The organism is Cryobacterium sp. TMB1-7 (genome assembly GCF_004402435.1).
GTDB lineage: Bacteria > Actinomycetota > Actinomycetes > Actinomycetales > Microbacteriaceae > Cryobacterium > Cryobacterium zongtaii.
The window spans coordinates 17,955-39,160 of sequence record NZ_SOFZ01000006.1 but is presented as its reverse complement, the minus strand read 5'-3'; the positions used below and the strand labels follow the sequence as shown (position 1 = coordinate 39,160).

The 21,206-nt window shown below is 71.9% G+C and carries 16 protein-coding genes; 7 read left to right on the top strand and 9 right to left on the bottom strand.

Annotation, left to right across the window (positions count from 1 at the left end; all coding sequences use genetic code 11):
- Nucleotides 1-5,920, top strand: a 5,920-nt coding sequence (locus E3O60_RS18375) for an SCO7613 C-terminal domain-containing membrane protein (RefSeq protein ID WP_370448628.1), incomplete at its 5' end; no start/stop codon positions are given.
- 104 nt (nt 5,921-6,024) lie between these two features.
- Entirely contained in the window at nt 6,025-6,660 is a 636-nt protein-coding gene (locus E3O60_RS18370) for a GNAT family N-acetyltransferase (RefSeq protein ID WP_166788829.1), read from the top strand.
- Between the two features lie 125 nt (nt 6,661-6,785).
- On the opposite strand, the gene E3O60_RS01140 is transcribed toward E3O60_RS18370, so the two are convergent.
- Nucleotides 6,786-7,022: an SHOCT domain-containing protein gene (locus tag E3O60_RS01140; protein ID WP_134408532.1), complete on the bottom strand. Its 237-nt coding sequence runs from the start codon at nt 7,020-7,022 to the stop codon at nt 6,786-6,788.
- A 94-nt stretch (nt 7,023-7,116) separates the two neighbouring features.
- Here E3O60_RS01140 and E3O60_RS01135 point away from each other — a divergent pair, with 94 nt between their 5' ends.
- The 4 genes from E3O60_RS01135 (at nt 7,117) to E3O60_RS01120 (ending at nt 12,157) form a co-directional block, all read left to right on the top strand.
- On the top strand, nt 7,117-9,270 hold the full coding sequence (locus E3O60_RS01135; RefSeq protein ID WP_134496926.1) for a copper-translocating P-type ATPase: 2,154 nt from the start codon (nt 7,117-7,119) through the stop codon (nt 9,268-9,270).
- The gene (locus E3O60_RS01130; protein ID WP_134496924.1) at nt 9,270-10,778 is read left to right on the top strand and encodes a multicopper oxidase family protein; all 1,509 of its coding nucleotides are present in this window, start codon (nt 9,270-9,272) and stop codon (nt 10,776-10,778) included. The genes E3O60_RS01135 and E3O60_RS01130 overlap by 1 nt, the downstream gene beginning before the upstream one ends.
- A 91-nt stretch (nt 10,779-10,869) precedes the next feature.
- The gene (locus tag E3O60_RS01125; RefSeq protein WP_088457487.1) at nt 10,870-11,448 is read left to right on the top strand and encodes a GNAT family N-acetyltransferase; all 579 of its coding nucleotides are present in this window, start codon (nt 10,870-10,872) and stop codon (nt 11,446-11,448) included.
- Between the two features lies 1 nt (nt 11,449).
- Nucleotides 11,450-12,157, top strand: a complete 708-nt coding sequence (locus E3O60_RS01120; RefSeq protein WP_088457488.1) for a M50 family metallopeptidase — start codon at nt 11,450-11,452, stop codon at nt 12,155-12,157.
- 101 nt (nt 12,158-12,258) lie between these two features.
- On the opposite strand, the gene E3O60_RS01115 is transcribed toward E3O60_RS01120, so the two are convergent.
- The 8 genes from E3O60_RS01115 to E3O60_RS01080 all read right to left on the bottom strand — a co-directional run bounded on the left by E3O60_RS01115 (nt 12,259) and on the right by E3O60_RS01080 (nt 20,050).
- A complete protein-coding gene (locus E3O60_RS01115) occupies nt 12,259-13,026 on the bottom strand; it encodes a VIT1/CCC1 transporter family protein (protein ID WP_088457489.1) in 768 nt (255 codons plus the stop codon).
- A 126-nt stretch (nt 13,027-13,152) separates the two neighbouring features.
- The gene (gene rbsD / locus E3O60_RS01110; RefSeq protein WP_088457490.1) at nt 13,153-13,536 is read right to left on the bottom strand and encodes a D-ribose pyranase; all 384 of its coding nucleotides are present in this window, start codon (nt 13,534-13,536) and stop codon (nt 13,153-13,155) included.
- Nucleotides 13,533-14,540 carry a ribokinase gene (locus tag E3O60_RS01105; RefSeq protein WP_241993183.1) on the bottom strand — a complete coding sequence of 336 codons (1,008 nt, stop codon included), beginning with the start codon at nt 14,538-14,540 and terminating at the stop codon, nt 13,533-13,535. Before E3O60_RS01105 ends, rbsD begins: the two co-directional genes overlap by 4 nt.
- Complete coding sequence (locus tag E3O60_RS01100; protein WP_088457491.1) at nt 14,537-15,481, bottom strand: substrate-binding domain-containing protein; 945 nt, start codon at nt 15,479-15,481, stop codon at nt 14,537-14,539. Before E3O60_RS01100 ends, E3O60_RS01105 begins: the two co-directional genes overlap by 4 nt.
- A gap of 50 nt (nt 15,482-15,531) precedes the next feature.
- A complete protein-coding gene (locus tag E3O60_RS01095; RefSeq protein WP_088457492.1) occupies nt 15,532-16,503 on the bottom strand; it encodes an ABC transporter permease in 972 nt (323 codons plus the stop codon).
- A 19-nt stretch (nt 16,504-16,522) separates the two neighbouring features.
- On the bottom strand, nt 16,523-18,028 hold the full coding sequence (locus E3O60_RS01090) for a sugar ABC transporter ATP-binding protein (RefSeq protein ID WP_103461228.1): 1,506 nt from the start codon (nt 18,026-18,028) through the stop codon (nt 16,523-16,525).
- Nucleotides 18,025-19,062, bottom strand: coding sequence for a LacI family DNA-binding transcriptional regulator (locus E3O60_RS01085; protein ID WP_088458152.1), 1,038 nt, complete (start codon nt 19,060-19,062; stop codon nt 18,025-18,027). Before E3O60_RS01085 ends, E3O60_RS01090 begins: the two co-directional genes overlap by 4 nt.
- A 151-nt stretch (nt 19,063-19,213) precedes the next feature.
- On the bottom strand, nt 19,214-20,050 hold the full coding sequence (locus E3O60_RS01080; protein ID WP_103479873.1) for an SDR family NAD(P)-dependent oxidoreductase: 837 nt from the start codon (nt 20,048-20,050) through the stop codon (nt 19,214-19,216).
- Nucleotides 20,051-20,204: 154 nt separating this feature from the next.
- Between E3O60_RS01080 and E3O60_RS01075 the strand changes: the two genes are divergently transcribed.
- On the top strand, nt 20,205-21,173 hold the full coding sequence (locus E3O60_RS01075) for an ABC transporter ATP-binding protein (RefSeq protein ID WP_134496922.1): 969 nt from the start codon (nt 20,205-20,207) through the stop codon (nt 21,171-21,173).
- Nucleotides 21,174-21,206 lie beyond the last annotated feature (33 nt).

The window sequence follows — 21,206 nt, the reverse complement described above, 5'->3', positions numbered from 1 at the left end:
CCTCGCACAGGCATCCGCCGCCACCCAGGCCGGCGCGCAGACCCCGGTCAGCGTCGCCGCCGCGGCCCCGGCCTCGCCCACCGTCGCCGCGCCCGCCGAACCCGCCCCGTCCGCCCAGCCCGTTCCCCCGTTCGCTCTGCCCGGTGTTTCTCCGGCGGCTCGCCCGGCCGCCCACACGCCGCCGACCCCGCCGAGCACCCCCGCACCGGCGACGCCGACCCCGCACAAGCGCTCGAGCGTGCAGGTCGTGCTGCTGCTCGTGGGTGTCACCCTCGTGTCGGTCGCGGCGATCGTCTTCCTCACCGTGGCCTTCGTCGTCGCCGGCCTGGCCGTACGCTCGGCCATCGTGGGGCTCTTCACCGTGGCCATGCTGATCACGGCGGGGCTGCTGCGGCGCAAGGGTCTGGTCAGCACGGCAGAGGGCATCGGCGCCCTCGCCGTGGTGCTGGTGCTCCTGGACGCCTGGGCGTTGCGGGAGAACGACCTGTTCGGCTTCGGCACCGTCGACGGCCTCCTCTATTGGGGCGTGACGCTGACGGTGTGCACCGCGCTGTTCCTGCTCTGGCACGCGGTGTCGTCGTTGCGGGTGGCCAGCGTGGCCGGTTTCGCCGCGGCCGCACCGGCTGTGGGTCTTCTCGCGGCCGGGTTGGCCGCGGATGCCGAGCCGGTCACCCGGGTGTTCCTGGCCGCGCTGGGCGTCGCAGCCGGCGCGCTCCTGCACCGGTTTACCCGGCCGGGAACGGCCTCGTTCTGGCCCGCCGTGGACCGCACGGCCGAGAGGATCGCCCTGCTCGCGCTGGCCGCCCTCGCCCTGGCCACCGCCACGCTGACCGCCGGATTCGTGGCTCCCGCCGAGACGGTGATTCCCCTGCTCACATTCGGCGCCGTCGCCGCGGGCGCTCTCGCTCACGCCGTCGTCGCGTTGACCGGGCGCACACCGGGTGCCCTCTACCGGTCTTTCGCCTACGCATCCGCCAGCCTGGCCACGCTGGCGGTGGTGTTCGGCATCGAGGTGTTCGTCTGGCGCACCGACGACAACACCCTGCTCGTGACCCTGCCGTTGCCGGCCATCGCCACTCTCGCTCTGGGCCTCGAACTCGCCTGGCGGCGCCGGGCGACCGGCCCCGCCCGCATCGCCCTGCTCACCGCCGCGCTCACCGCCGCGTCGTTCGTGGCCGCGATCGGTGCGGTTGCGTTGGCCACAGCCGCCGCGCCGCTGGCCTCCGCCCTGCTCTCGACGTTCACGACGTCGGGCGATCCGCTCGTCTCGGTGAACGAGATGAGCGTCTGGGCACTGGCCACGCTGACCGGCGTCGCCGTGCTGGTGGCCGGGTTCTGGCGGGCCGGTGCGGTGCTCGCCCCACGCCTGCGGATACTCGCCTGGTTCGGTTTGGTCATGGTACTGCTGGCCGTGCCGTTCACCGAGGCGCTCTGGCTGGTGCTTCCGCTGTATCTGCTGCTGGGCGCCGCCGCCCTCACCGTGCTCCTGCTCGCCCGCGCCGGGCGTCTGACACTGGGCGGTTACCGGCCGATTGTCGTGACACTCTTCATCGCCAGCGAAGCGCTCGGTTACACCGTGAGCTGGGCCAGTAGCGCCAGTTGGTGGCTCGGCACGCTGTCGGCGGTGCTGACAGTGTTCGTCGCCCGGCTGCTGTTGAACCGCGAGTCTCAGGCTGGCGGCCGCGGTGCTCTGCTGTCCGGAGCGATCGTGCTCACCCTCGTCGGCGCCGCCGCCGCTCCGGAAGCGCTCACCCTGGCCGCGCCGCCCACTCCGGCCATGCTCTGGCTGCTGGTGGCCCTCGCCGTGGCGTCGGCCACCGGTCTGCTCCAGCTGTTCCTGGCCCAGGGCCGGATCGGCGGATTCACCGCCGTAGAACGCCGAGCAGGATTCTGGACCCTGTTCGCCCCGACTCTGTTGGGCGTCCTACTGCCCACCGGGCGCATCATCGACGGCCTGAGCGGTGCCGACCGGGCGACGATGCTGCCTGCCGCCCCCGTCGCCGGCATACTGGCCGCCGCGCTGACAGCGGCCGCGATGCTGCTCTGGACCCTGACCCGCGGCGGCGGCCTGCGCTGGGAGCGGTTCACCGCCGCGCTGCTCGTGGCCCCCGCCGTGCTCGCACTCACGGTGAACCTCATCTCCCTCACCGAGGCGCCCGGCACGGTGTCGGTGCTCGCCGCGCCGATCGCCGCTCTGCTCACGGTGGCACTGGCCCTGGTCCTCCGCACTCTCGCACGCACCATCGGCGGCACCACCGGCAGCCGGGCGCGTTCGTCGGCCGGCCTGGAGATCGGCGCCGCCGTGGTGCTCGCCTCCGTCTTCCTGCGGCCCGGACTCGCCGAGCTGGGCTGGCTGGTGCTGCTGCTCACCGCGGTGGTCCTGCTGCTCACCGCGATCGACGCCGACGGTCTCTTCGCCTCTGCCTCCTGGCGCCGCCATGTCGGCTGGCTCTCGCTCGTCGCGGCCACCGCCGGGCTCTGGTGGGGCCTGGCCCGCGCCGGCACCACCCCGGTGGAGGCCTACGTGCTCCCCCTGGCCGGACTGCTGTTGCTGCTGGCCGCGTTGCTCTGGCGTTACGGTCGCATCGACCGCGCCGTCACCGCCAGCCGGGGCGCCGCGCTGCTCACCCTGGCCGGGCTCTCGGTGGCCCTGCTGCCCCTGGCCCTCAGCATGCAAACCGGGTCGCCGGTGCGTCCGGTCATCGTCGGCGCGGCATCCGCGGTGCTGCTCATCGGCGCCACGCTCGTGCGCTGGGCGCCGCCGCGCTCGGCCTACCTGGCCGCGACCGCGCTGGCCGGCGCTCTCGGACTGCTCAGCACCGGCATCGCCCGCTCGTTGCGCCTGCTCGACACCGCGGGCGCCACGGGACCGCTGCTCGAGGCGTGGCTGCTGCCCACCGTGGTCATCACGGCCGTCGCGGCGTTCCTGCTGGTGCGCCACCCGGATGCCCGCACCCGCCTGGCCAGGGACCGCGCCTCCGTCCTGCTCCTGGTCGTGGCCCTCGGCGCCCTCACCGTGCTGGAAACGGCCTCGTTCGACACCTCGGCTCTGGCGGCCGGCCGCGCGATCGCCCTCGTGGGCGTTCTGGCCGTCGGGCATGTGCTGGCGCTCTGGCGGCCGCAGGTGCCACTGGGCACCATCGCGGCGTGGACCAGTGCCGCCCTGGCCGGCTTCGCTGCCGGCGCCGCCGTCGTCGGCGGCACTGTCGAGCCATTCGAGCTCGAAACGGTGCCCGTCGGACTCGCTCTGGTGGCCGGTCAGCTCGTCACGGCCCGCCTCCGGGCCACGGATGGCGCCCGGCCCGCCGGAGCGTGGGCCTGGACCGGCGCCGGACTCGCGCTGGCGCTGCTGCCCAGCGCCGTCGTGGCGGCCGCACCCGGCGCCACGACCCTCGGTGCCGCCGGCCTCAGCGACGACGCCGTGCGCCAACTGGTCACCCTGACCCTCGGCGGCCTGCTCGCCGTCGCGGGCGCCGTACTACTGGGCCGCCCCCGGTGGAGCCTGCTCGCCTGGCCCGGCCTGCTCGTGGGAACCGCGGCCGTCGTGGTCACGGCGACCGGGCGCATCCTGGCGCTGGTGACGGTGCCGGCGGCCGGCGCCGACTGGCGCCTCGAGGCGTGGCTGCTGCCCGCGGCGCTGCTGCTGGTGGTCACCGGCGGCATCATCATCCGGCACACGCCGTTCATCGTCTCCGTTGCGACGGCTCCGACGGCGACCCGCACCCGCACCGTGCGCCGGAGCTTCGGCTACGGCCTCGTCGGCCTGGCACTGCTCGGCATCCTCGGCGCGGAAACTGCGGCACTGCCGTTCGGTCCGTGCGCCGAGGGACGCGTGATCGCCTTGGTCGCTCTGTTCGCCGTGCTGCACGTGGCCCTTCACTGGTTCGATCGCAGCCCCGCGGGCACCGTGCTCGCCTGGTTCAGCTGGGCCGCAGGCCTGGTCGCGCTCCTGGCCGGCCTCGGGTTCGGCCTGCCCGCCCCGCTCGAACTCACCACCGGTCCGCTGGGGCTCTCCCTGATTCTCGGGCAGCTCCTGGCCGCCGGGCTTCTCGGTCCGGCGCGGAACCCGGCGTCCCTGCGGGAGTCTGCCGCCGGCCCGGTTCTGCAGGCCTGGCTGGCCGTGGGGCTGGGTCTGGTACTGCTGCCCAGTGCGGTCGAGGGTGCCCAGGGCGCCCTGCTGCGACCGGTACTGGTGCTCACCGTCGGCGGCATCCTCACGGTCGGCGGAGCCTTGCTGATCAGCCGGCCGCGCTGGCGGGTTGTGGCCTGGCCCGGCGTCCTGGTCGGTGCCGTGGCCGTCGCCGTCGCCGCGTCGGGACGCATCCGGCCGCTGCTCGGCTCGCCGGCCGGCCCGGACGGGCGGCTCGAGGCCTGGCTCCTGCCGGCCGCCCTGCTGCTGATCGGCGCGGGCTACGTCATCATCGCCAGATCCCCGGCGCTGGTACGGCCGGTTCACGCGGATGCTGCCGCGATGGATGCCGCTGTCACGGTGACCGTGGACCCGGCCGGTCCGCGCCGTCTGCTCGGCTACGGCCTCGTCATCGTCGCCCTCACCGGCATCCTCGGGACCGAAACCGCCGCGTTGCCCTATACGGCCTTCGCCGCGGGCCGGGTGATCGCCCTGATCGCGCTGTTCGCCGTGCTGCAGGTCGCCGTGCGCTGGTTCGACCGCAGCCGCGCGGGCGTCCTGCTGGCCTGGCTGCTCGTGGCCGCCGGCTTCCTGGTGCTGGTCGCCGGTCTCGGCCGGGACCTGCTCGACCCCGTCGAGGTGGGCACCGTGCCGCTGGGGATCGCCCTGGTCGTCGGTCAGCTGATCTCGGCGCGGGTCATCGGCCGGGCGCGGGGTACCGCGTTCCCGGTCCCCTCGGCCCGTCTGGTGCAGTCCGGTCTCGTCGTGGGCCTGGCGGCGCTAGTGCTGCCCAGCGCTCTCCTCGGCGCTGAAGGCACCCCGGTGCGTGCGGTGCTCAGCCTGGCGATCGGCGGTGCCCTGGCCGTCCTGGGCGCCCTGCAGACAACCCATCCACGCTGGACCCTGCTCGCCTGGCCGGCCTGCCTGGTGGGCACCCTCACCGTCCTGACCGCCGCGGGCCTGCGGATCCTCACCCTGCCCGGAGCCCCGGCCGGACCGAGCGGCGAGCTGGAGGCCTGGCTGCTGCCGGCCGCCGCCCTCCTGGTGGCCACCGGAACCTGCCTGGTCTGGGTTACCCGCAGCACCGATTCCGCCGACGCCACCAGCCTGCCGCTTCGCAGTGGGTATGGCCTCGTCGTCGCGGCCATGCTCGGCACCGTGCTCGCCGAAGTGGTCGCCCTGGGCTACCCACCGCTGGCAACGGTGCGGGTGGCGTTGGTGGTCTGGGTCTTCGCGGCGGTGTTCCTGGCCGCGTTCTGGGGCGACCGTAGCCCGCTGGGCCGGCTCATCGCCGGGGCGGCCCTCGCGGGTGCCGCCGGGATGCTCGTGGCCGGCCTGTTCCACGACGTGCCGGACCCCGTCGAGATCGTCACCGTGCCGCTGGCGCTGGCGCTCGTGGCGGCCGGGCTGGTGCACCTGCGGCGGGTGCCCGCTGCGGGCAGTTGGCCCGCGCTCGCCCCCGGCCTGCTCCTCCTGCTGGTGCCGTCGCTGCTGCTCGACCTGAGCGTCAGCCCGGTCTGGCGCGTGGTGGGCCTCGGCGTGGTCGCCATCGCGGTGCTGCTGCTCGGCACCGCGCGGCGGTTGCAGGCTCCGTTCGTGCTCGGCGCCACGGTGCTGTTGCTGCACGCGCTCGCCCAGCTCTGGCCGTGGATCGCCCTGCTCTACGTCTCGGTGCAGTGGTGGCTCTGGCTCGGTATCGGCGGCGTGCTGCTGATCGTGCTCGCCGCGCGGTACGAGCAGCGCATCCAGAACTTCAAGACGGCGGCGCTGAAGATCTCCGCGCTGCGCTAACCGCTCCCCACAGCGCCCCGCGCTCAGCCCGTCACAACCGGTGCGGGGCGCGGGGTGCAACTCCTGCGGATGACCGGCGCCGCGCATCGTGGAAGCATGGGGAGGTGCCCGAATCCAGCGCCCCCGAGTTCCTCAGCACGACCCGCCTGCGACTGGCACCTCTCGCCGCGGCCGATGTGGCCGAGGTGCACGCCATCTACGCCGACCCGGGAACCTGGCTGCACCTGCCGACCGGCCGCCACACGGCCCTCGCACAGGCCGAGCGGATGGTCGACGAGAGCGAGCAGAGCTGGGCCGCATCCGGTTTGGGGCGCTGGGCGATTCGGTTGCGGCACGACCTGCCCGGCACTGCACGGTCCGGCACAGCACTGCCCGGCACCACCCTGGCGGCGGGAATGCTCATCGGGGTGGCCTCGGCGACGCTGATGGACTGCGGGGCGCACAACTTCGGCTACCGGCTGACCCCGGCCAGCTGGGGAATCGGACTGGCCACCGAGGCCGCCACGGTGGCCCTCGCCGCGGCGCAGGCCTCGGCGTATCCGGTGACCGCCCGCGTTCTGGCCGGCAACCCCGCCTCGGTGCGGGTGCTCGAGCGCATCGGGCTCACCCTGGTGTGGCGCGGGCAGGGGGTGGCCGGCACGGCGTCCGACCAGCCCGCCACCGCGGCGCTCGAACGGCTCATCTTCGCGGACCGGCCCCTCAAGCCCGATCTGCTGGCCGCGATCATCAATCTCGGCTGACCTGCCGTCCGCGCCTGCGGTCCAGGCGGAGATCTTCCGGCCGTGTCGGCGTGTCGTGGTCGCCGGCCCGGCGAGTCCCGAAATTCTCCGCCTTTAGGTAGTCGCTCGGCCGCGCCGGAACACGCTCAGGGCTGTTCGCCGAGCTCGGTGACCTGTTGGCGGTACTGCTCGGCCGTGAGCTCGCCGCGTGCGTAGCGCTCGTCGAGGATCCGTCGGGCATTGCTCCTGCGCGGGCCCACCGGGCCGGGCGAGTCGTCGCGGAACACCCGCACGGTCCACACAATGAGCAGCACGACCGCGCCCAGCGATAGCAACCCGTAGAGCCAGAGCCAGGCCGGGCTCATTCCGTATCCCCACATCATCCAGGTTCCTTTCCTGACGAGCACAAGTGATCGTGCCCCCCACGGTAGTCTCATTGCCCTTGCCTGGTACCCCTAGGGGGTATAACGTAAGGGTATGCCTTCCCACCCGGATCACCACATCGACCAGCCCACCGACGGCGCCTCTCCGGCGGATCAGGCCGCGATAAATCACGCCGACACGGACCACGAATCGATGGACCACACCTCGATGGACCATGGGGCCATGGGACATGCCGGGCACGGCGATCACGTCGCCCGATTCCGCCAACTGTTCTGGCTGATGCTGGTGCTTGCCGTTCCCGTCGTGGTCTTCAGCGGCATGTTTTCCATGCTCCTGGGCTATGAGTTGCCCCACGCCGCCTGGGTCGCCTGGGTCTCGCCGCTGCTGGGCACGGTGATGTACGTCTGGGGCGGCCGCCCGTTCCTCACCGGCGCGGTGGCCGAGCTCAGGCAACGCTCTCCCGGCATGATGCTGCTCATCGCACTGGCGATCACCGTGGCGTTCCTCTCCTCCTGGGGCGCGAGCCTGGGCATCCTGGCCATGGAGCTCGATTTCTGGTGGGAACTCGCGCTGCTGATCGTGATCATGCTGCTCGGCCACTGGATCGAGATGCGCTCGCTGGCGCAGTCCTCGTCCGCGCTCGAATCGCTGGCGGCGCTGCTGCCCGACGAGGCCGAGCGGGTGGATGACGGCACCGTCACTCTTGTCGCTCCCGCCGACCTCGAGGTGGGCGACCTGGTCATCGTGCGACCGGGCGCCCGGATCCCCGCCGACGGACAGGTCACCGAGGGCACCGCCGATGTGGACGAGTCGATGATCACGGGCGAATCCCGTCCGGTGCGCCGCGGCCCCGGCGCCGCGGTCGTGGCCGGCACCGTCGCCACCGACACGGCCCTGCGGCTGCGGGTGACCGCGGTCGGCGACGACACCGCGCTCGCGGGCATCCGCCGGCTCGTCGCCGAGGCGCAAGCCTCGTCGTCGCGGGCGCAGCGCCTGGCCGATCGGGCGGCCGGCTGGCTGTTCTGGTTCGCGCTCGGTGTCGGTCTGCTCACCGCGATCGCGTGGACCCTGCTCGGCAGCCCGGAGGATGCCGTGATGCGCACCATCACCGTTCTGGTAATCGCCTGCCCGCACGCGTTGGGCCTGGCGATTCCGCTGGTGGTGTCGATCGCGACCGAGCGGGCCGCCCGCGGCGGGGTGCTCGTGACCGACCGGCTCGCCCTGGAGAGCATGCGTACCGTCGACACCGTGCTGTTCGACAAAACCGGCACTCTCACCCGGGGCGAACCCGTGGTCAGTCACGTGCACGCCGCCGCCGGTCACACCGAGGAGGACGTGCTCGCCCTGGCGGCCGCCGTGGAGGCCGACAGCGAGCATCCGCTGGCCACGGCCATCGTCGCCGCGGCCCGCGGCCGATCCGTTCCAGCGGCCACCGGGTTCCGGGCGGCCACCGCCGTGGGCGTGAGCGCCACGGTCGCCGGCCACGAGGTGGCGGTGGGCGGGCCGAGCCTGCTCAGCCGCCATCACGCCGAGCCGCTCGAGCACACCGACGCCTGGGCCGCCGAGGGCGCCATCGTGCTGCACGTGCTGCAAGACGGCCGCGTGATCGGCGCCATCGGCCTCGCCGACGAGGTGCGGCCGGAATCGACGGAGGCCGTCGCCGCCCTGCACGCCCTGGGCATCGCGGTGGTGATGATCACCGGCGACGCCGAGGCCGTGGCGCACAATGTGGCCGCCCAGCTCGGCATCGACAGGGTCTTCGCCGGCGTGCACCCCGACCGAAAGGCCGCCGCCGTGGTGCAGCTGCAACAGGAAGGTCACCGGGTGGCCATGGTGGGCGACGGGGTCAACGACGCCCCGGCTCTGGCCCAAGCCGACGTGGGCATCGCCATCGGCGCCGGCACGGATGTCGCGATCGCCTCCGCCGGCGTCATCCTGGCCAGCGACGACCCCCGATCGGTGCTCTCGGTGATCGAGCTCTCCCGCGCCAGCTACCGCAAGATGACGCAGAACCTGTGGTGGGCCGCCGGCTACAACCTGCTCGCGGTGCCGCTGGCCGCCGGAGTCCTCGCCCCGATCGGCTTTGTGCTGCCGATGGAAGTGGGTGCGCTGCTGATGTCGGCCTCGACGGTGGTGGTGGCCGTGAACGCGCAGCTGCTTCGGCGCCTCGACCTGCGGCCCCAGATGAGCACAGCCCGGGTGCTCGGCGCCCGCCACCCCGACGCCACGCCGAGACCGGTGTCCTGATGCGGGCGCCTCCGGCAGCACCCCGGAATCAGGAACCGCCAGCCCTGGCCCGCCCCGTCAGCCGGCGCACCGTTCTGGCCCTGGGCGGGCTGGGCGTCATCGCCGTGGCGGGCGGAGCGGCCGCGCTCTGGGCGACCTGGCCGTCGGGCACAGCCGGGTTCGTCGGCGGTGACGACCTGCACCAGCCCGACGAGCTGACGAGCAGCGGCGGGCTGCTCGATGTCACCCTCTCCGCCACACCGGCCACGACCGTGATCGGCGGGCGCAGCGCGAGGGTGCTCGGTTACAACGGCGGCCTGCCCGGCCCCACGCTGCGGCTCGTTCCCGGCGACCGGCTGCGGGTCACGCTGGTCAACGGCCTGGCCGGCCCGACCAACCTGCACGTGCACGGCCTGCACGTGTCGCCGGAGGGAAACGGCGACAACATGGCCGTCATGGTGAAGACCGGTGAGTCCTTCCACTACGAGTACCGGCTGCCGGCCGACCACCCGCCCGGCGTGTACTGGTACCACCCGCACCACCACGGCACCGTCGCCGACCAGGTCTTCGGCGGCCTGTACGGCACCATCGTCATCGACGACCCGGTGCCCATCGAGAGCAGCCGGGAACGGGTCCTGGTGATCTCGGACGTCACGCTCGACGGCGTCGGTGCGGTCGCGGACGCATCCGCCGCGGACCGGATGCAGGGCCGGGAGGGCGAGCTTGTGCTGGTCAACGGTCAATTGGCGCCTGTCCTGGCGCTACGACCCGGCGAGCGCGAGAGGTGGCGGATCGTGAACGCCTGCGTCTCCAGATACCTCCGACTGCGCCTCGACGGTCAACGGTTGCAGCTGCTCGGCATCGACTCCGGTCGCCTCGAAAGACCGGCGGAGGTGGACGAGATCCTGCTCGCGCCGGGCAATCGGGCCGATGTCCTCGTCACCGCGGTGCAGGGCGGAACCGAGTTGCGCACCCTGGCCTACGACCGGGGCACCGCGACCTCCGGCGGCATGATGGGCGGCTCCGGTCAGGCCGCGACGGGCACCGAGGTCGCCCTCGCGACTGTCACGGTGACCGGGGACCCGGTGGCAGCGCCGGGGGCCGTGCCACGCCAGCCGGCACCGCTCGACCTGCGCGGTGCGACCGTGACGGCTCGGCGCGAACTCAGCTTCGACATGGGAATGGGTATGGGCGGCGGCTCGATGATGACTTTCACCATCAACGGGCAGGAGTTCGACCCGGAGCGCCTCGACACGACAGTGCTGGCCGGCAGCGTGGAGGAGTGGACGCTGCGCAACACGAGCGAGATGGACCATCCGGTGCACCTGCACGTGTGGCCGATGCAGATCGTCGATCGGGGCGGCACCGCCGAGGCTGCAGTCGTGTGGCGCGATGTGGTGAACGTGCCGGCCCGCGGGCAGACCACAGTGCGCATCAGTTTCGCCGACTTCGCCGGACGCACCGTCTACCACTGCCACATCCTCGACCACGAGGACGCCGGGATGATGGGGACGATCCTGGTGCGGTAAGCGGGTCCATCAGGCGCGAACCCTCGCCGACGATTCGGGCGCTGTCGGAACGATTGACCCGTTGGTCAGAGAACACGACTAGCCTCCATGGATGGCCGAAACACGAACACCCGCCGCGCCCCGCGCTGTGGAGCTCTACTGTCCCACCGCTGACGACTGGGCAGGCCTGCGCGATATCCGTCTCCGGTCCATCGCGAACTTCCCGTTGGGCTTCTTCGAATCATTCGCCGCCGTCCTCGCGCTCACCGAAACTGACTGGCGTCAGCGCGGCGCCCGGAACACCGAACCCACCAGCTTCCAGGTTGTCGCACGCACCCCCGGCGAACAGTGGGTCGGCACGATGGCCGCCTTTGTGTCCTCCGGTCCGCCGAGCTACCGGCCGGGCGAGCCGCCGATCGGCGGCCCGGTTCGCGCCAACCTGGTGGGCGTCTGGGTCGACCCCTCCTATCGCGGCCGCACCGGAGTGGCCACGCGACTGCTCGGCGCCGTCCGCACCTGGGTCGCCGACGAGCAGCACCTCGACCGGATCTACCTGCACGTTCACGAGAGCAATCACCGCGCCATCCGCTTCTACGAGAAGAACGGCGCCCGCCCCACTGGCGACTACATCACGGACCCGCACCGCACCTCGGAGCGGCACCTGGAAATGGTCCTGGCCGCGCAGGGCTGAGATGGACCTGCTCCTCGAATTCTGGACCCGCGTCTCGGCCACGAACGCTCCCCTGCCGGCTTTGACGGTGTGGGTGACCATCGCCGCGGCCGCCCTGCTCGTGCTGGTGCCGCCGGCCTGGAAACTGACCCGGCACGGCATCACGATCGTGCACGAGGGCGGCCACGGGCTCGTCGCGGCTCTCGGCGGCCGCCGCCTGCAGGGCATCCGGCTGCACTCCGACACCTCCGGCCTCACCGTGAGCCGCGGCAAGCCGCGCGGTCCCGGCATGGTCTTCACCCTGCTCGCCGGGTACACGGCGCCGGCCCTGCTCGGGCTCGGGGCGGCGTGGATGCTCAGCCGCAGCCATGACATCGGCCTGCTCTGGGCGCTGCTTGCGGCGCTGGCGCTGCTGCTGGTGCAGATCCGCAACTGGTTCGGGCTGTGGTCGGTGGCGGTCACCGCGGCGGTGGTCTTCGCGGTCACCTGGTTCGGCTCGCCCACCGTGCAGAGCATCTTCGCCGTGCTGGTCACCGCGTTCCTGCTGCTCGGCGCCCTGCGCACCGTCGTCGAGCTGCAGGTCACCCGGTCGCGCCGCGGCGGCACCGCCTCGGACGCCGACCAGCTGGCCCGGCTCAGCCACCTGCCCGGCCTGTTCTGGGTGCTGGTGTTCTTCGCCGTCGCCGGCGCCTGCCTCGTCGGCGCGGCGAGACTGCTCGGCCTGGTCTAGCCGCAACGTCTCGACTTGCCGCAAAACGCCCCCTCAGACGCCCGGAGGGGGCACTTTGCGGTAACTCACGAACGGGCACTCCCGGCCGCGCGCGTGCGCCGCTAGAAGACGCTGGTGCCGAGCAGGGTGCCGACCAGCCAGGTGACGAAGAGTGCCGCGGCACCGCCGGTGACCACGCGCACGGTGGCGCGGGCGAGGCGACTGCCGCCGAGTCGGGCGCCGAGCGCGCCGGTGAGGGCCAGGGCCACCAGCACGGCGAGGAACGTCACCGGGACCCGGACGTTCTCCGGCGGCAGCAGGATCGCCAGCAACGGCAGGATCGCTCCGAGCGTGAAGGCCAGGGCCGAGGCGGCGGCGGCGTGCCAGGCGCTGGCCACATCCTCTTCGACGATGTTGAGTTCGAGCGAGAGGTGCGCCTTGAGGGCATCCTTCTCGGTGAGCTCGAGCGCCACCTGGCGGGCGGTGGCCGGGGCCAGCCCGCGCTCCTCGTAAAGGGTGGTGAGCACGTCGAGTTCGCCGGCCGGGTCGTCGCGCAGCTCGCGCTTCTGCTTCTCGATCATGGCGCGCTGGCTGTCACTCTGGCTGCTCACCGAGACGTATTCGCCCAGCGCCATCGAGATGGCCCCGCCGACGAGCCCTGCCGCGCCGGCCGCCACGATGGCCGGCGTGGAGGCGCCGGCACCGGCGACGCCGACCACGATCGCGGCCACGGACACGATGCCGTCGTTGGCACCGAGCACGCCGGCGCGCAGCCAGTTGAGCCGGGTGGCCAGGCTGCCGCCCAGCGAAGCGCCCTCTGTTTGGGCGCGCGGTGCGGCATCCGGGGCGGCGTGAAAGGGCCTGAACAGCGGGGGCGAGAGGATGGCCATAGAGTCACCATAGGCACCCCCCGCCGACTCCGCCAGCCTGGAAAGCCTTGCCTAATCCCCCTGATCAGAGGATGGAAAGGCTAACCTAATCGGCGGCAGTGCCCAGCTGTGGTCTGCGGCTGCCGCCTAGAACGGCACCCCGCACACGAGCGCGGCATTGGCGAACGCGGTGGCTTCCCCGGTGCGCACGAACACCCGCGCAGACGCCGAGAGCACCTTGAGGTCACCGTGTCCGATGTACTCGATGTCGGTGAAGCGCCCGCTCAGCCAGTCCCCGGCCTCCGTGCCCTGCGCCTCCGACGCGGCCACGCAACGCTCGACGACGAGTTCGCCCAGCAGCGCGTCGAGAACCTGCTCAAAGCGCGGCACGCCGTGCACCAGGGCAAGGTCGATCACCGGCACGCCGGCGGGTGCGGGCATGCCGCAGTCCGCGACGAGGACGATGTCACCGTGACCCAGGCGGCTGAGGGCCGCGTTCAGGTCGGCGTTCAGGATGCCGGCGCGTTTCACGGGTGTGCCTCGTTCTTCTCGGTGGCGGAGTCGATCGCCGAATCGGCGGCTGCATCGGGACGGACCTCGGGAAGGCTGTCGCCCTCGTGCGGATAGGACGGCTGCGTTCCCCGGGACTGCACTGCGAACGCCCCCACCCGCACGGCCAGCCGGGCCGCCTCGCGCAGGGTGTCGCCGGCGGCGAGCCGGGCGCTCACAGCGCCCACGAAGGCGTCGCCAGCGCCGGAGCTGTCGACCGCCTCCACGACGGGGGACGCCACCGTTTCGGTGCCCTCGGCGTCGGAGACGATCGCGCCGAGCGCACCGCGGGTGAGCACAACAGAGGCCACCCCCCACTCGCGCAGCCGGGCCACCGCCTCGGCGTCCGTCGCGGGCGGCGCTGTGCCGGGCGTGAGCTGCGCCAGGAGCAGCGCGGCCTCGTGTTCGTTCACGATCAGGGGGTCGGCGGCCGCGATCGTGGCGGGGTCGAGCTCGATCACCGGGGCCAGGTTGAGCACCAGGCGCCCGCGGGTCAGCCGTGCGGCGGCGGCGCTTCCTGCTGCGGGGATCTCGCCCTGCAGCACCACCACGGCGGCCCCGGCGATGAGGCCGGCGCTCTGGCCGACGACACCGGCATCCACCGCGGCGTTGGCCCCGGGGATGACGACGATGGTGTTCTCACCGTCGGCGGCCACCGTGATCAGGGCCAGGCCGGTGGGCCCGTCCACGGCCCGCACGCTGGACAGGTCGACCTGCGCGGATTCGAGGATGGCCGTGGCCGAGGAGGCCAGGGCGTCCAGGCCGACCGCGCCGACCATGCTCACCCGGGCGCCGAGCTGGGCCGCGGCGACGGCCTGGTTGGCGCCCTTACCGCCGGGCAGAACGGTGATCGAGGTGCCGATCAGAGTCTCGCCCGGCAGCGGATGACGCGCGACGGTGGTGACCTGGTCGGCGTTGATCGAGCCGACCACGACAACCCCGGTCAGGGTCGCCGCGGAGTCTGGGTGCGGGGTTGGCGGGGTCACTTGGAGAAGTCGCCCACGTTCGTCTTCGTGACGGCAACGACGTCGACGGGGACTGTCGCTTCGACATCCTCACCGTTGATGGCCTTGACGGCCAGTTCGATGGCGAGCTTGCCGAGTTCGGCGGGCTGCTGGGCGACGGTGGCGTAGAGCGAGCCGTCCGAGATGGCGGTCAGGCCATCCGCGGTGCCGTCGAAGCCCACAACGGACACCTCGGAGCCGGCGCGAGCGCCGAGAGCCTGGATGGCGCCGAGGGCCATCTCGTCGTTTTCGGCGAAGATGCCGGTGACACCGGGGTTGGCCTGCAGCAGGTTGGTGGTGACGTCGAGTGCGGAGGCCCGGTCGAAGTTCGCGGTCTGCTCGGCGACGACGGTGATGTCGGGGTAGGCGGCGATGCCCTCGTCGAAGCCGGCGCCGCGGTCGCGGCTGGCGGAGGTGCCCGATACGCCCTGCAGGGAGATGACGGTGCCCTTCTCCCCCATGGCCGCGGCGAGCTCGTCGGCGGCCTGCTTGCCGCCGGCGACGTTGTCACTGGCGACCAGGGAAGTCAGGTCGGCGTCGTTGACCGTGCGGTCGACGCCGATGACCGGGATGTCGGCGGCGATCAGCGCGTTCACCGAGGCGCTGGCGGCGTCGGAGTCGACCGGGTTGACGATGACGGCCTTGGTGCTTCCGGCGGTCGCCGTGGCCAGCTGGTTGGCCTGGGTGGCGGAGTCGTTCTGGGCGTCGACGATGTAGAGGTCGACGCCGGCCTCGTCGGCGGCGGCCTGGGCGCCGTCGCGCAGCTCGACGAAGAACGGGTTGTTCAGGGTGGAGATCGCGAGCACGATCTTCGGCCCGCTGGCCTCGTCGCCGCCGCCGCGGCCGCAGGCGGTGGTGCCGGCGAGGATCAGTGCTGCCGTGGCGGTGACGGCGGCGATACGGCGAAAGGAGGATGACTTCATTGTGTTTCCTTTGTTGTGGTGGGTCGGTGTGAGGTAAGTAGGGAAAAGGCTCAGCTGTTACGGGTCTTGCGGCGCAGCACGTCGGCGCCCACCGCGAGGGCGATGACCAGCCCGATGACCACCTGCTGCCAGAACGACGACACGTTGAGCAGGTTGAGTCCGTTGCGGATGACGACGAGCACCAGGGCGCCGATGAAGGTGCCGGAGATCTTGCCGAGCCCGCCGGAGAGCGACGCTCCGCCGATGACGACGGCGGCGATGGCATCCAGTTCGTAGCCGGCGGCGGCCTGCGGCTGGGCGGAGTCGAGCCGGCCGGCCAGGAGCAGTCCGGCCAGCGCGGCGAAGAGGCCGGCGAGGGCGAAGACCGTGACGATGATGCGCTTCACCGGCAGGCCGGAGAGCCGGGCGGCCTCGGCGTTGCCGCCGACGGCGTACATGGAGCGCCCGAGCACGGTGCGGTTGAGGATGAAGGAGGCCACCAGCGCGGCCAGGACCAGGATCACGATGGGCATCGGCACCGGGCCGATGTTGCCGCCGAGGAACGACACCTCAGGGGCGGTCTTGATCGGCCGGCCGTCGGAGATCACCAGGGTGAGGCCGCGGGCCACGCTGAGCATGGCCAGGGTGGCGATGAAGGAGGGCAGCTTGCCGTAGGCGTTCGCGGCGCCGTTGATGACGCCGGCGAGCAGGCCCACGACGAGGCCGCCGACGAGCGCCATCCAGCCGGGCAGGCCGGCGCTGACGAAGAACCAGCCGGAGGCCATGGCCGAGAGGGCCGCGACGGCGCCGACAGACAGGTCGATGCCGCCGGCGACGATGACGAAGGTCATGCCGAAGGCGAGCACCGCCACTGTCGACACCTGGATGCCGATGTTGAGCAGGTTCTGGCCGGTCAGGAAGTCCGGCGTGGCGATGACCAGGGCGATGCAGAGCACCACCAGGCCGACCAGGGCGCCGTTGTTGGCCAGGAAGGTCTTGTAGTCGAAGGAGCGTCGGGTGGGCGCGAGCGTGGTCGTGGACATGGTTTCAGTTCCTTCGGTTTCAGCGCTGCGCGGCGACGTCGCGGGCAGCAAGAGTCATGACGGTGTCTTGGGTGGCATCCGCTGCGCTGAGTTCGCCGGCCAGCCGGCCGTCGCGCATGACGAGGATGCGGTCGCTCATGCCCAGGATCTCGGGCAGTTCGCTGGAAACCATGACGATGGCTCCACCGGCTGCGGTGATCGAGTTCATCAGTTCGTAGATTTCGACCTTGGCGCCCACGTCCACACCGCGGGTCGGTTCGTCCAGCAGCAGCACCGTCGAGGCGGCGATGATCCACCGGCCGAAGACAGCCTTCTGCTGGTTGCCGCCGGAGAGTGAGCGGATCGGCTGGTCGATGGTGTGCATCCGGATGCGCAGCTTCTCGGCCACGGCCTCGGCGCGGCGGCGCTGGCCGGTGAAGTCGGCCAGGCCGAGCTTGGCGCTGGAGGCCAGGGTGGCGTAGCCGAGGTTGTCGTTGACCGAGGCGTCCAGCACCAGGCCCTGGCCCTTGCGGTCTTCGGGCACGTGGCCGATGCCGGCCCGGATGGCCGCCTGGATGTCACCCTTGGGCAGCTGCGCACCGCGTACGGTGACGGAGCCGGTGTCGTATTTGTCGGCGCCGGCGATGGCGCGGATCAGTTCGGTGCGGCCGGCCCCGACGAGCCCCGCGATGCCGAGCACCTCGCCGGCGCGCACGGTGAAGCTGATGTCGTCGAAGTGGCCGGCGCTGGTGAGGTTGGTCACCGTGAGCACCTCGGTGAGCGCGGGAGTCTCGTCGGCGCGGCGCGGGAACTGGTCCTCGATGCTGCGGCCGACCATGAGCTTGACCAGCTCGTCTTCGGGAGTGGAGGCGGGAACCTCGGCGATGAAGTGGCCGTCGCGGATGACGGTGACGGTGTCACCGACCTCGGCGATCTCGTCGAGGTGGTGGCTGATGAAGAGCATGCCGACGCCCCGCTGGCGGAGGTCGGCCATCACGGCGAACAGGGCCTGGGTCTCGTGCCGGGTGAGCGCGGCGGTGGGTTCGTCGAGGATCAGCACACGTGCGTTGATGCTCAGGGCCTTGGCGATCTCCACCAGCTGCTGCCGGGCGATGCCGAGCTGACCGACCGGGGTGTCCACGTCGATCTCGAGGCCGATCAGCGCCAGTGCCGCGCGGGCCTGCCGGCGGAGTTCCTTGCGGTCGACCATGCCGAGCTTGGTGGGCATCCGGCCGAGCATCACGTTCTCGGCCACGCTCATGGTGGCCACGAGGTTGAGTTCCTGGTGGATGGTGGCGATGCCGTGTTCTTCGGCGGCGCGGGTGCTGGGAAGGCTGGTCACGGCGCCGTCGACGAGGATCTGGCCGCCGTCGGGCTGGTAGACGCCGGCGACCATTTTGATCAGGGTGGACTTGCCGGCGCCGTTCTCGCCGAGCAGCACCTGCACCTGGCCGGGGTAGACACTCACGGTCACGTCCTGGATGACGGTGACCTGGCCGAAGGTCTTTGTCACGTTCTGTAAGGTGATCAGGGGTTTCACGGTCATTGCTGGCTCCTTTGCTCAGGCTGTGTCGTGGGGCGGATGGGCGTGGCCGAGGAGGCCCGCACAATCAGTTCGCTGGGTAGCACCACCGACTCCGGGGTGTGCCCGGCGATCACCTGCAACAAAAGGTCAACGGCGATCCGGCCCATGTCTTCGACGCTGTGCGCGATGACGCTCAGCGCCGGGTTGAGCAGCGCGAACCACTCGATGTCGTCGAAGGCGACGAGGGCGATGTCGGTGCCGATTCGCAGACCGAGCCTGTGCAGGATGCTGATGGCGCCGACGGCCATCAGGCTGTCGGCGGCGAGCAGAGCGGTGGGCGGGTTGGTGAGGTCCATCAGGGTGTGCACGCCGGCCGAGCCGCTGGCGGCCTGGTAGTCGCCGAAGTAGACCAGCTCCGGGTCCTGGCTGAGGCCGGCCTCGGCGACGGCGCGGGTGAAGGACGCGAAGCGGTCCCGGCCGGTAGAGGTGGCCTGTGGGCCCGAGATGTAGCCGATCCGGGTGTGGCCCTGTTCAGCGAGGTGCCGCACGGCCTGGCGGATGCCGGTCTCGCTGTCGGTGGTGACGCTGGGCAGGTCGAGGCCGGGAACGGTACGGTCCACGAGCACCGTGGGAATCTCGCGCTCGATCAGGGCGCGCAGCCGGCCGCCGTCGTCGCCGACGGGGGCGACGATCACTCCGTCGACCCGACGGGAGATGAGGGTGTCGAGGTAGCGGTCCTGCTGGTCGTTACGCTCGTTGGCGTTGCCGAGCAGGGTGACGTAGCCGGCCGAGAGGGCGGCCTGTTCGGCGGCGTGCGCGAGGTCGGCGAAGAAGGGGTTGCGCACATCCGGTACCAGCAGGCCGAGGGAGTTGGACCGGGTGGACCGTAGGGCCTGGGCCTGGGCGTTGGGCTGGTAGTCCAACTCGGCGGCCGCGGCGGCGACGCGTTCGCGGGTGTCGGCCGAGGTGGCCGGGTTGCCCGACAGGACCCTGGAGGCCGTGCCCACCGAGACGCCAGCGAGGGCGGCGACGTCCTTGATCGTTACGGCTTCCACAGCCACTCCCTTGTGTGTGCGTGCTTGGTATTGCTGATGACTCCGGCGACCCGTGGAATCGTTTCCATGGAATCGTTTCCATCGTACGTCGCGGAACAAGACGTGTCAACCGGGCCGGCTGATCCGACCCGGGTGGACTGCGCAGATCCGGTCAGCGGCGCCCGACGAAGGTGTCCATCGAGCTGTACACGCCGAAGACCCGGCCGGCCACGACATCCCAGGCCGCCAGCGGCAGCACGCCGCGCAGTTTCTTGGAGAAGCCGACGGTCCACGGCATCAGCAGCTGGGGCGAGCCTGCGAGCATCGCCCGCCAGACCCGGTTGACCACGTACTCCGGGGTCATCACGGGGGTCAACAACGGGCCGCGGGCGCCGTCGAACATGCCCGTGGAGATGTAGCTGGGCGCGATGGTGCTCACCCGCACGTGGTCGAAGCCCTGCTGGGCGAGCTCGAGGCGCAGCGAATCGCTCCAGGTGATCACGGCGGCCTTGGAGGCCGCGTAGACGCTCATTCGCGGGTTGGAGAGCATCCCGGCGGCGGAGGCGATGTTGACGATGCGCGATTCGCGGTACGGGTTGCGCATCATGGCGGGCAGGAACTCCCGGGTGATGTACATCGGGGCCAGGGCGTTCACCTGCATCGTGGCGCGGGTGTCGTCGCCGTTGTCGTGCTCCCAGAAGAACGACCCGCGCACGATGCCGGCGTTGTTGATCACGATGTCGGGGTTGCCCACCTCGGTGCGCACCCGCTGGGCGGTCTGCGCGATCGCGCCGAGGTCGGCGATGTCGACGACGTATGGGGCGATCTGGGTGCTGCCGCCGGCACGTTCGGTGAGGATGGCGGCGGTCGCCGTGAGCGCGGCGGCGTCCCGGTCCCACAGGATCACGGCCCGTGCGCCCTCGGCGACGGCCCGCTCGGCGTAGAGGCGGCCCATGCCCACGGCGGCGCCGGTGATCAGCACGCGGGCTCCGGAAACGGTTCGAGTCATGGGTCAATCATCCCAACTCCTGGGCGTGAAGGCCGGCGTCCTCGCCCGCGCGCCCGACACCCGATTACTACGTTGCGTTGCAGAGGGGCGTGCGCCGGCCCGGCCGGCTGGATAGCGTCGAGAAAACGTCGACCTCCCAACCGATCGGACGCCCATGTCTGCCAGCACCGCCACGAGCACCGCCGCCCGCCGCGCCCCGGGGCTCGGCGGCGTGTCGGAGCGCGACCGGACCGTCCGGCCGGCGACCACCAAGGCGGCCCTCGCCGTGGAGTTCGCCGGGCTGGGGCGCACCTTCGCGCCGAGCAGCGGCACCGTGGCATCCGGTGCCGCCCGCCCGGTGCTGCGCGACGTGTCGCTCACCGTGCGTCCCGGCGAGGTCCTCGCGATCCTCGGCACCAGCGGCTGCGGCAAGTCCACCCTGCTGCGCATCGCGGGCGGGCTGGACTCCCCCAGCACCGGCTCGGTGCAGATCGACGGCACGCCAAGCACCGCCTTCGACACCCGCTGCGCGGTGGGGTTCCAGGAGCCGCGCCTGCTGCCCTGGCGCACGGTGGCGGCCAATGTGTCCCTCGGCCTGCCGCGCGGCACCGCACGCGAGGCCGGCCGCGCCCGCGTCGCCGAGCTGCTCGAACTCGTGGGCCTCACGGCCTTCGCCGGGCACCGGCCCGCCGCGATCTCCGGCGGCATGGCGCAGCGCGCGTCGCTGGCCCGCGCCCTGGCCCGCAACCCCGGCGTACTGCTGCTCGACGAACCCTTCGGCGCACTGGATGCCCTCACCCGGCTCAAGATGCAGGACCTCCTACTCGACGTGCACGCCGCCGCCCCCACCACGGTGCTGCTCGTCACCCACGATGTCGACGAGGCTCTGCAGCTGGCCGACCGGATCATCCTGCTCGGCCAGGAGCCGGCCTCGACGGGTGCCGCACAGGCCGTCGGCGGCGCCACGACACCCGGTGCCACGATCGTGCAGGAACTCACCGTGCCCGGCAACCGGCCCCGCGACCGCGGCTCGGCGGAACTCGCCGAGCTGCGCGGGCGCCTCCTCGCGGGCCTCGGCATCGACCGGCACGGCGAGGCCCGAGGTGTCGCCTCGAACACCGGCATCCCGCACTTCCCCTACTGACCAGCCCGACCCCCTCCACGTTCCACCGCACCA

What these genes read in the sequence shown, in the direction of transcription:
- E3O60_RS01140 (WP_134408532.1), bottom strand. Translation starts at nt 7,022, where the DNA reads ATGATGTGGGGATACGGAATGAGCCCGGCCTGGCTCTGGCTCTACGGG.
- E3O60_RS01135 (WP_134496926.1), top strand. Translation starts at nt 7,117, where the DNA reads ATGCCTTCCCACCCGGATCACCACATCGACCAGCCCACCGACGGCGCC.
- E3O60_RS01130 (WP_134496924.1), top strand. Translation starts at nt 9,270, where the DNA reads ATGCGGGCGCCTCCGGCAGCACCCCGGAATCAGGAACCGCCAGCCCTG.
- E3O60_RS01125 (WP_088457487.1), top strand. Translation starts at nt 10,870, where the DNA reads ATGGCCGAAACACGAACACCCGCCGCGCCCCGCGCTGTGGAGCTCTAC.
- E3O60_RS01120 (WP_088457488.1), top strand. Translation starts at nt 11,450, where the DNA reads ATGGACCTGCTCCTCGAATTCTGGACCCGCGTCTCGGCCACGAACGCT.
- E3O60_RS01115 (WP_088457489.1), bottom strand. Translation starts at nt 13,026, where the DNA reads ATGGCCATCCTCTCGCCCCCGCTGTTCAGGCCCTTTCACGCCGCCCCG.
- E3O60_RS01100 (WP_088457491.1), bottom strand. Translation starts at nt 15,481, where the DNA reads ATGAAGTCATCCTCCTTTCGCCGTATCGCCGCCGTCACCGCCACGGCA.
- E3O60_RS01095 (WP_088457492.1), bottom strand. Translation starts at nt 16,503, where the DNA reads ATGTCCACGACCACGCTCGCGCCCACCCGACGCTCCTTCGACTACAAG.
- E3O60_RS01090 (WP_103461228.1), bottom strand. Translation starts at nt 18,028, where the DNA reads ATGACCGTGAAACCCCTGATCACCTTACAGAACGTGACAAAGACCTTC.
- E3O60_RS01080 (WP_103479873.1), bottom strand. Translation starts at nt 20,050, where the DNA reads ATGACTCGAACCGTTTCCGGAGCCCGCGTGCTGATCACCGGCGCCGCC.
- E3O60_RS01075 (WP_134496922.1), top strand. Translation starts at nt 20,205, where the DNA reads ATGTCTGCCAGCACCGCCACGAGCACCGCCGCCCGCCGCGCCCCGGGG.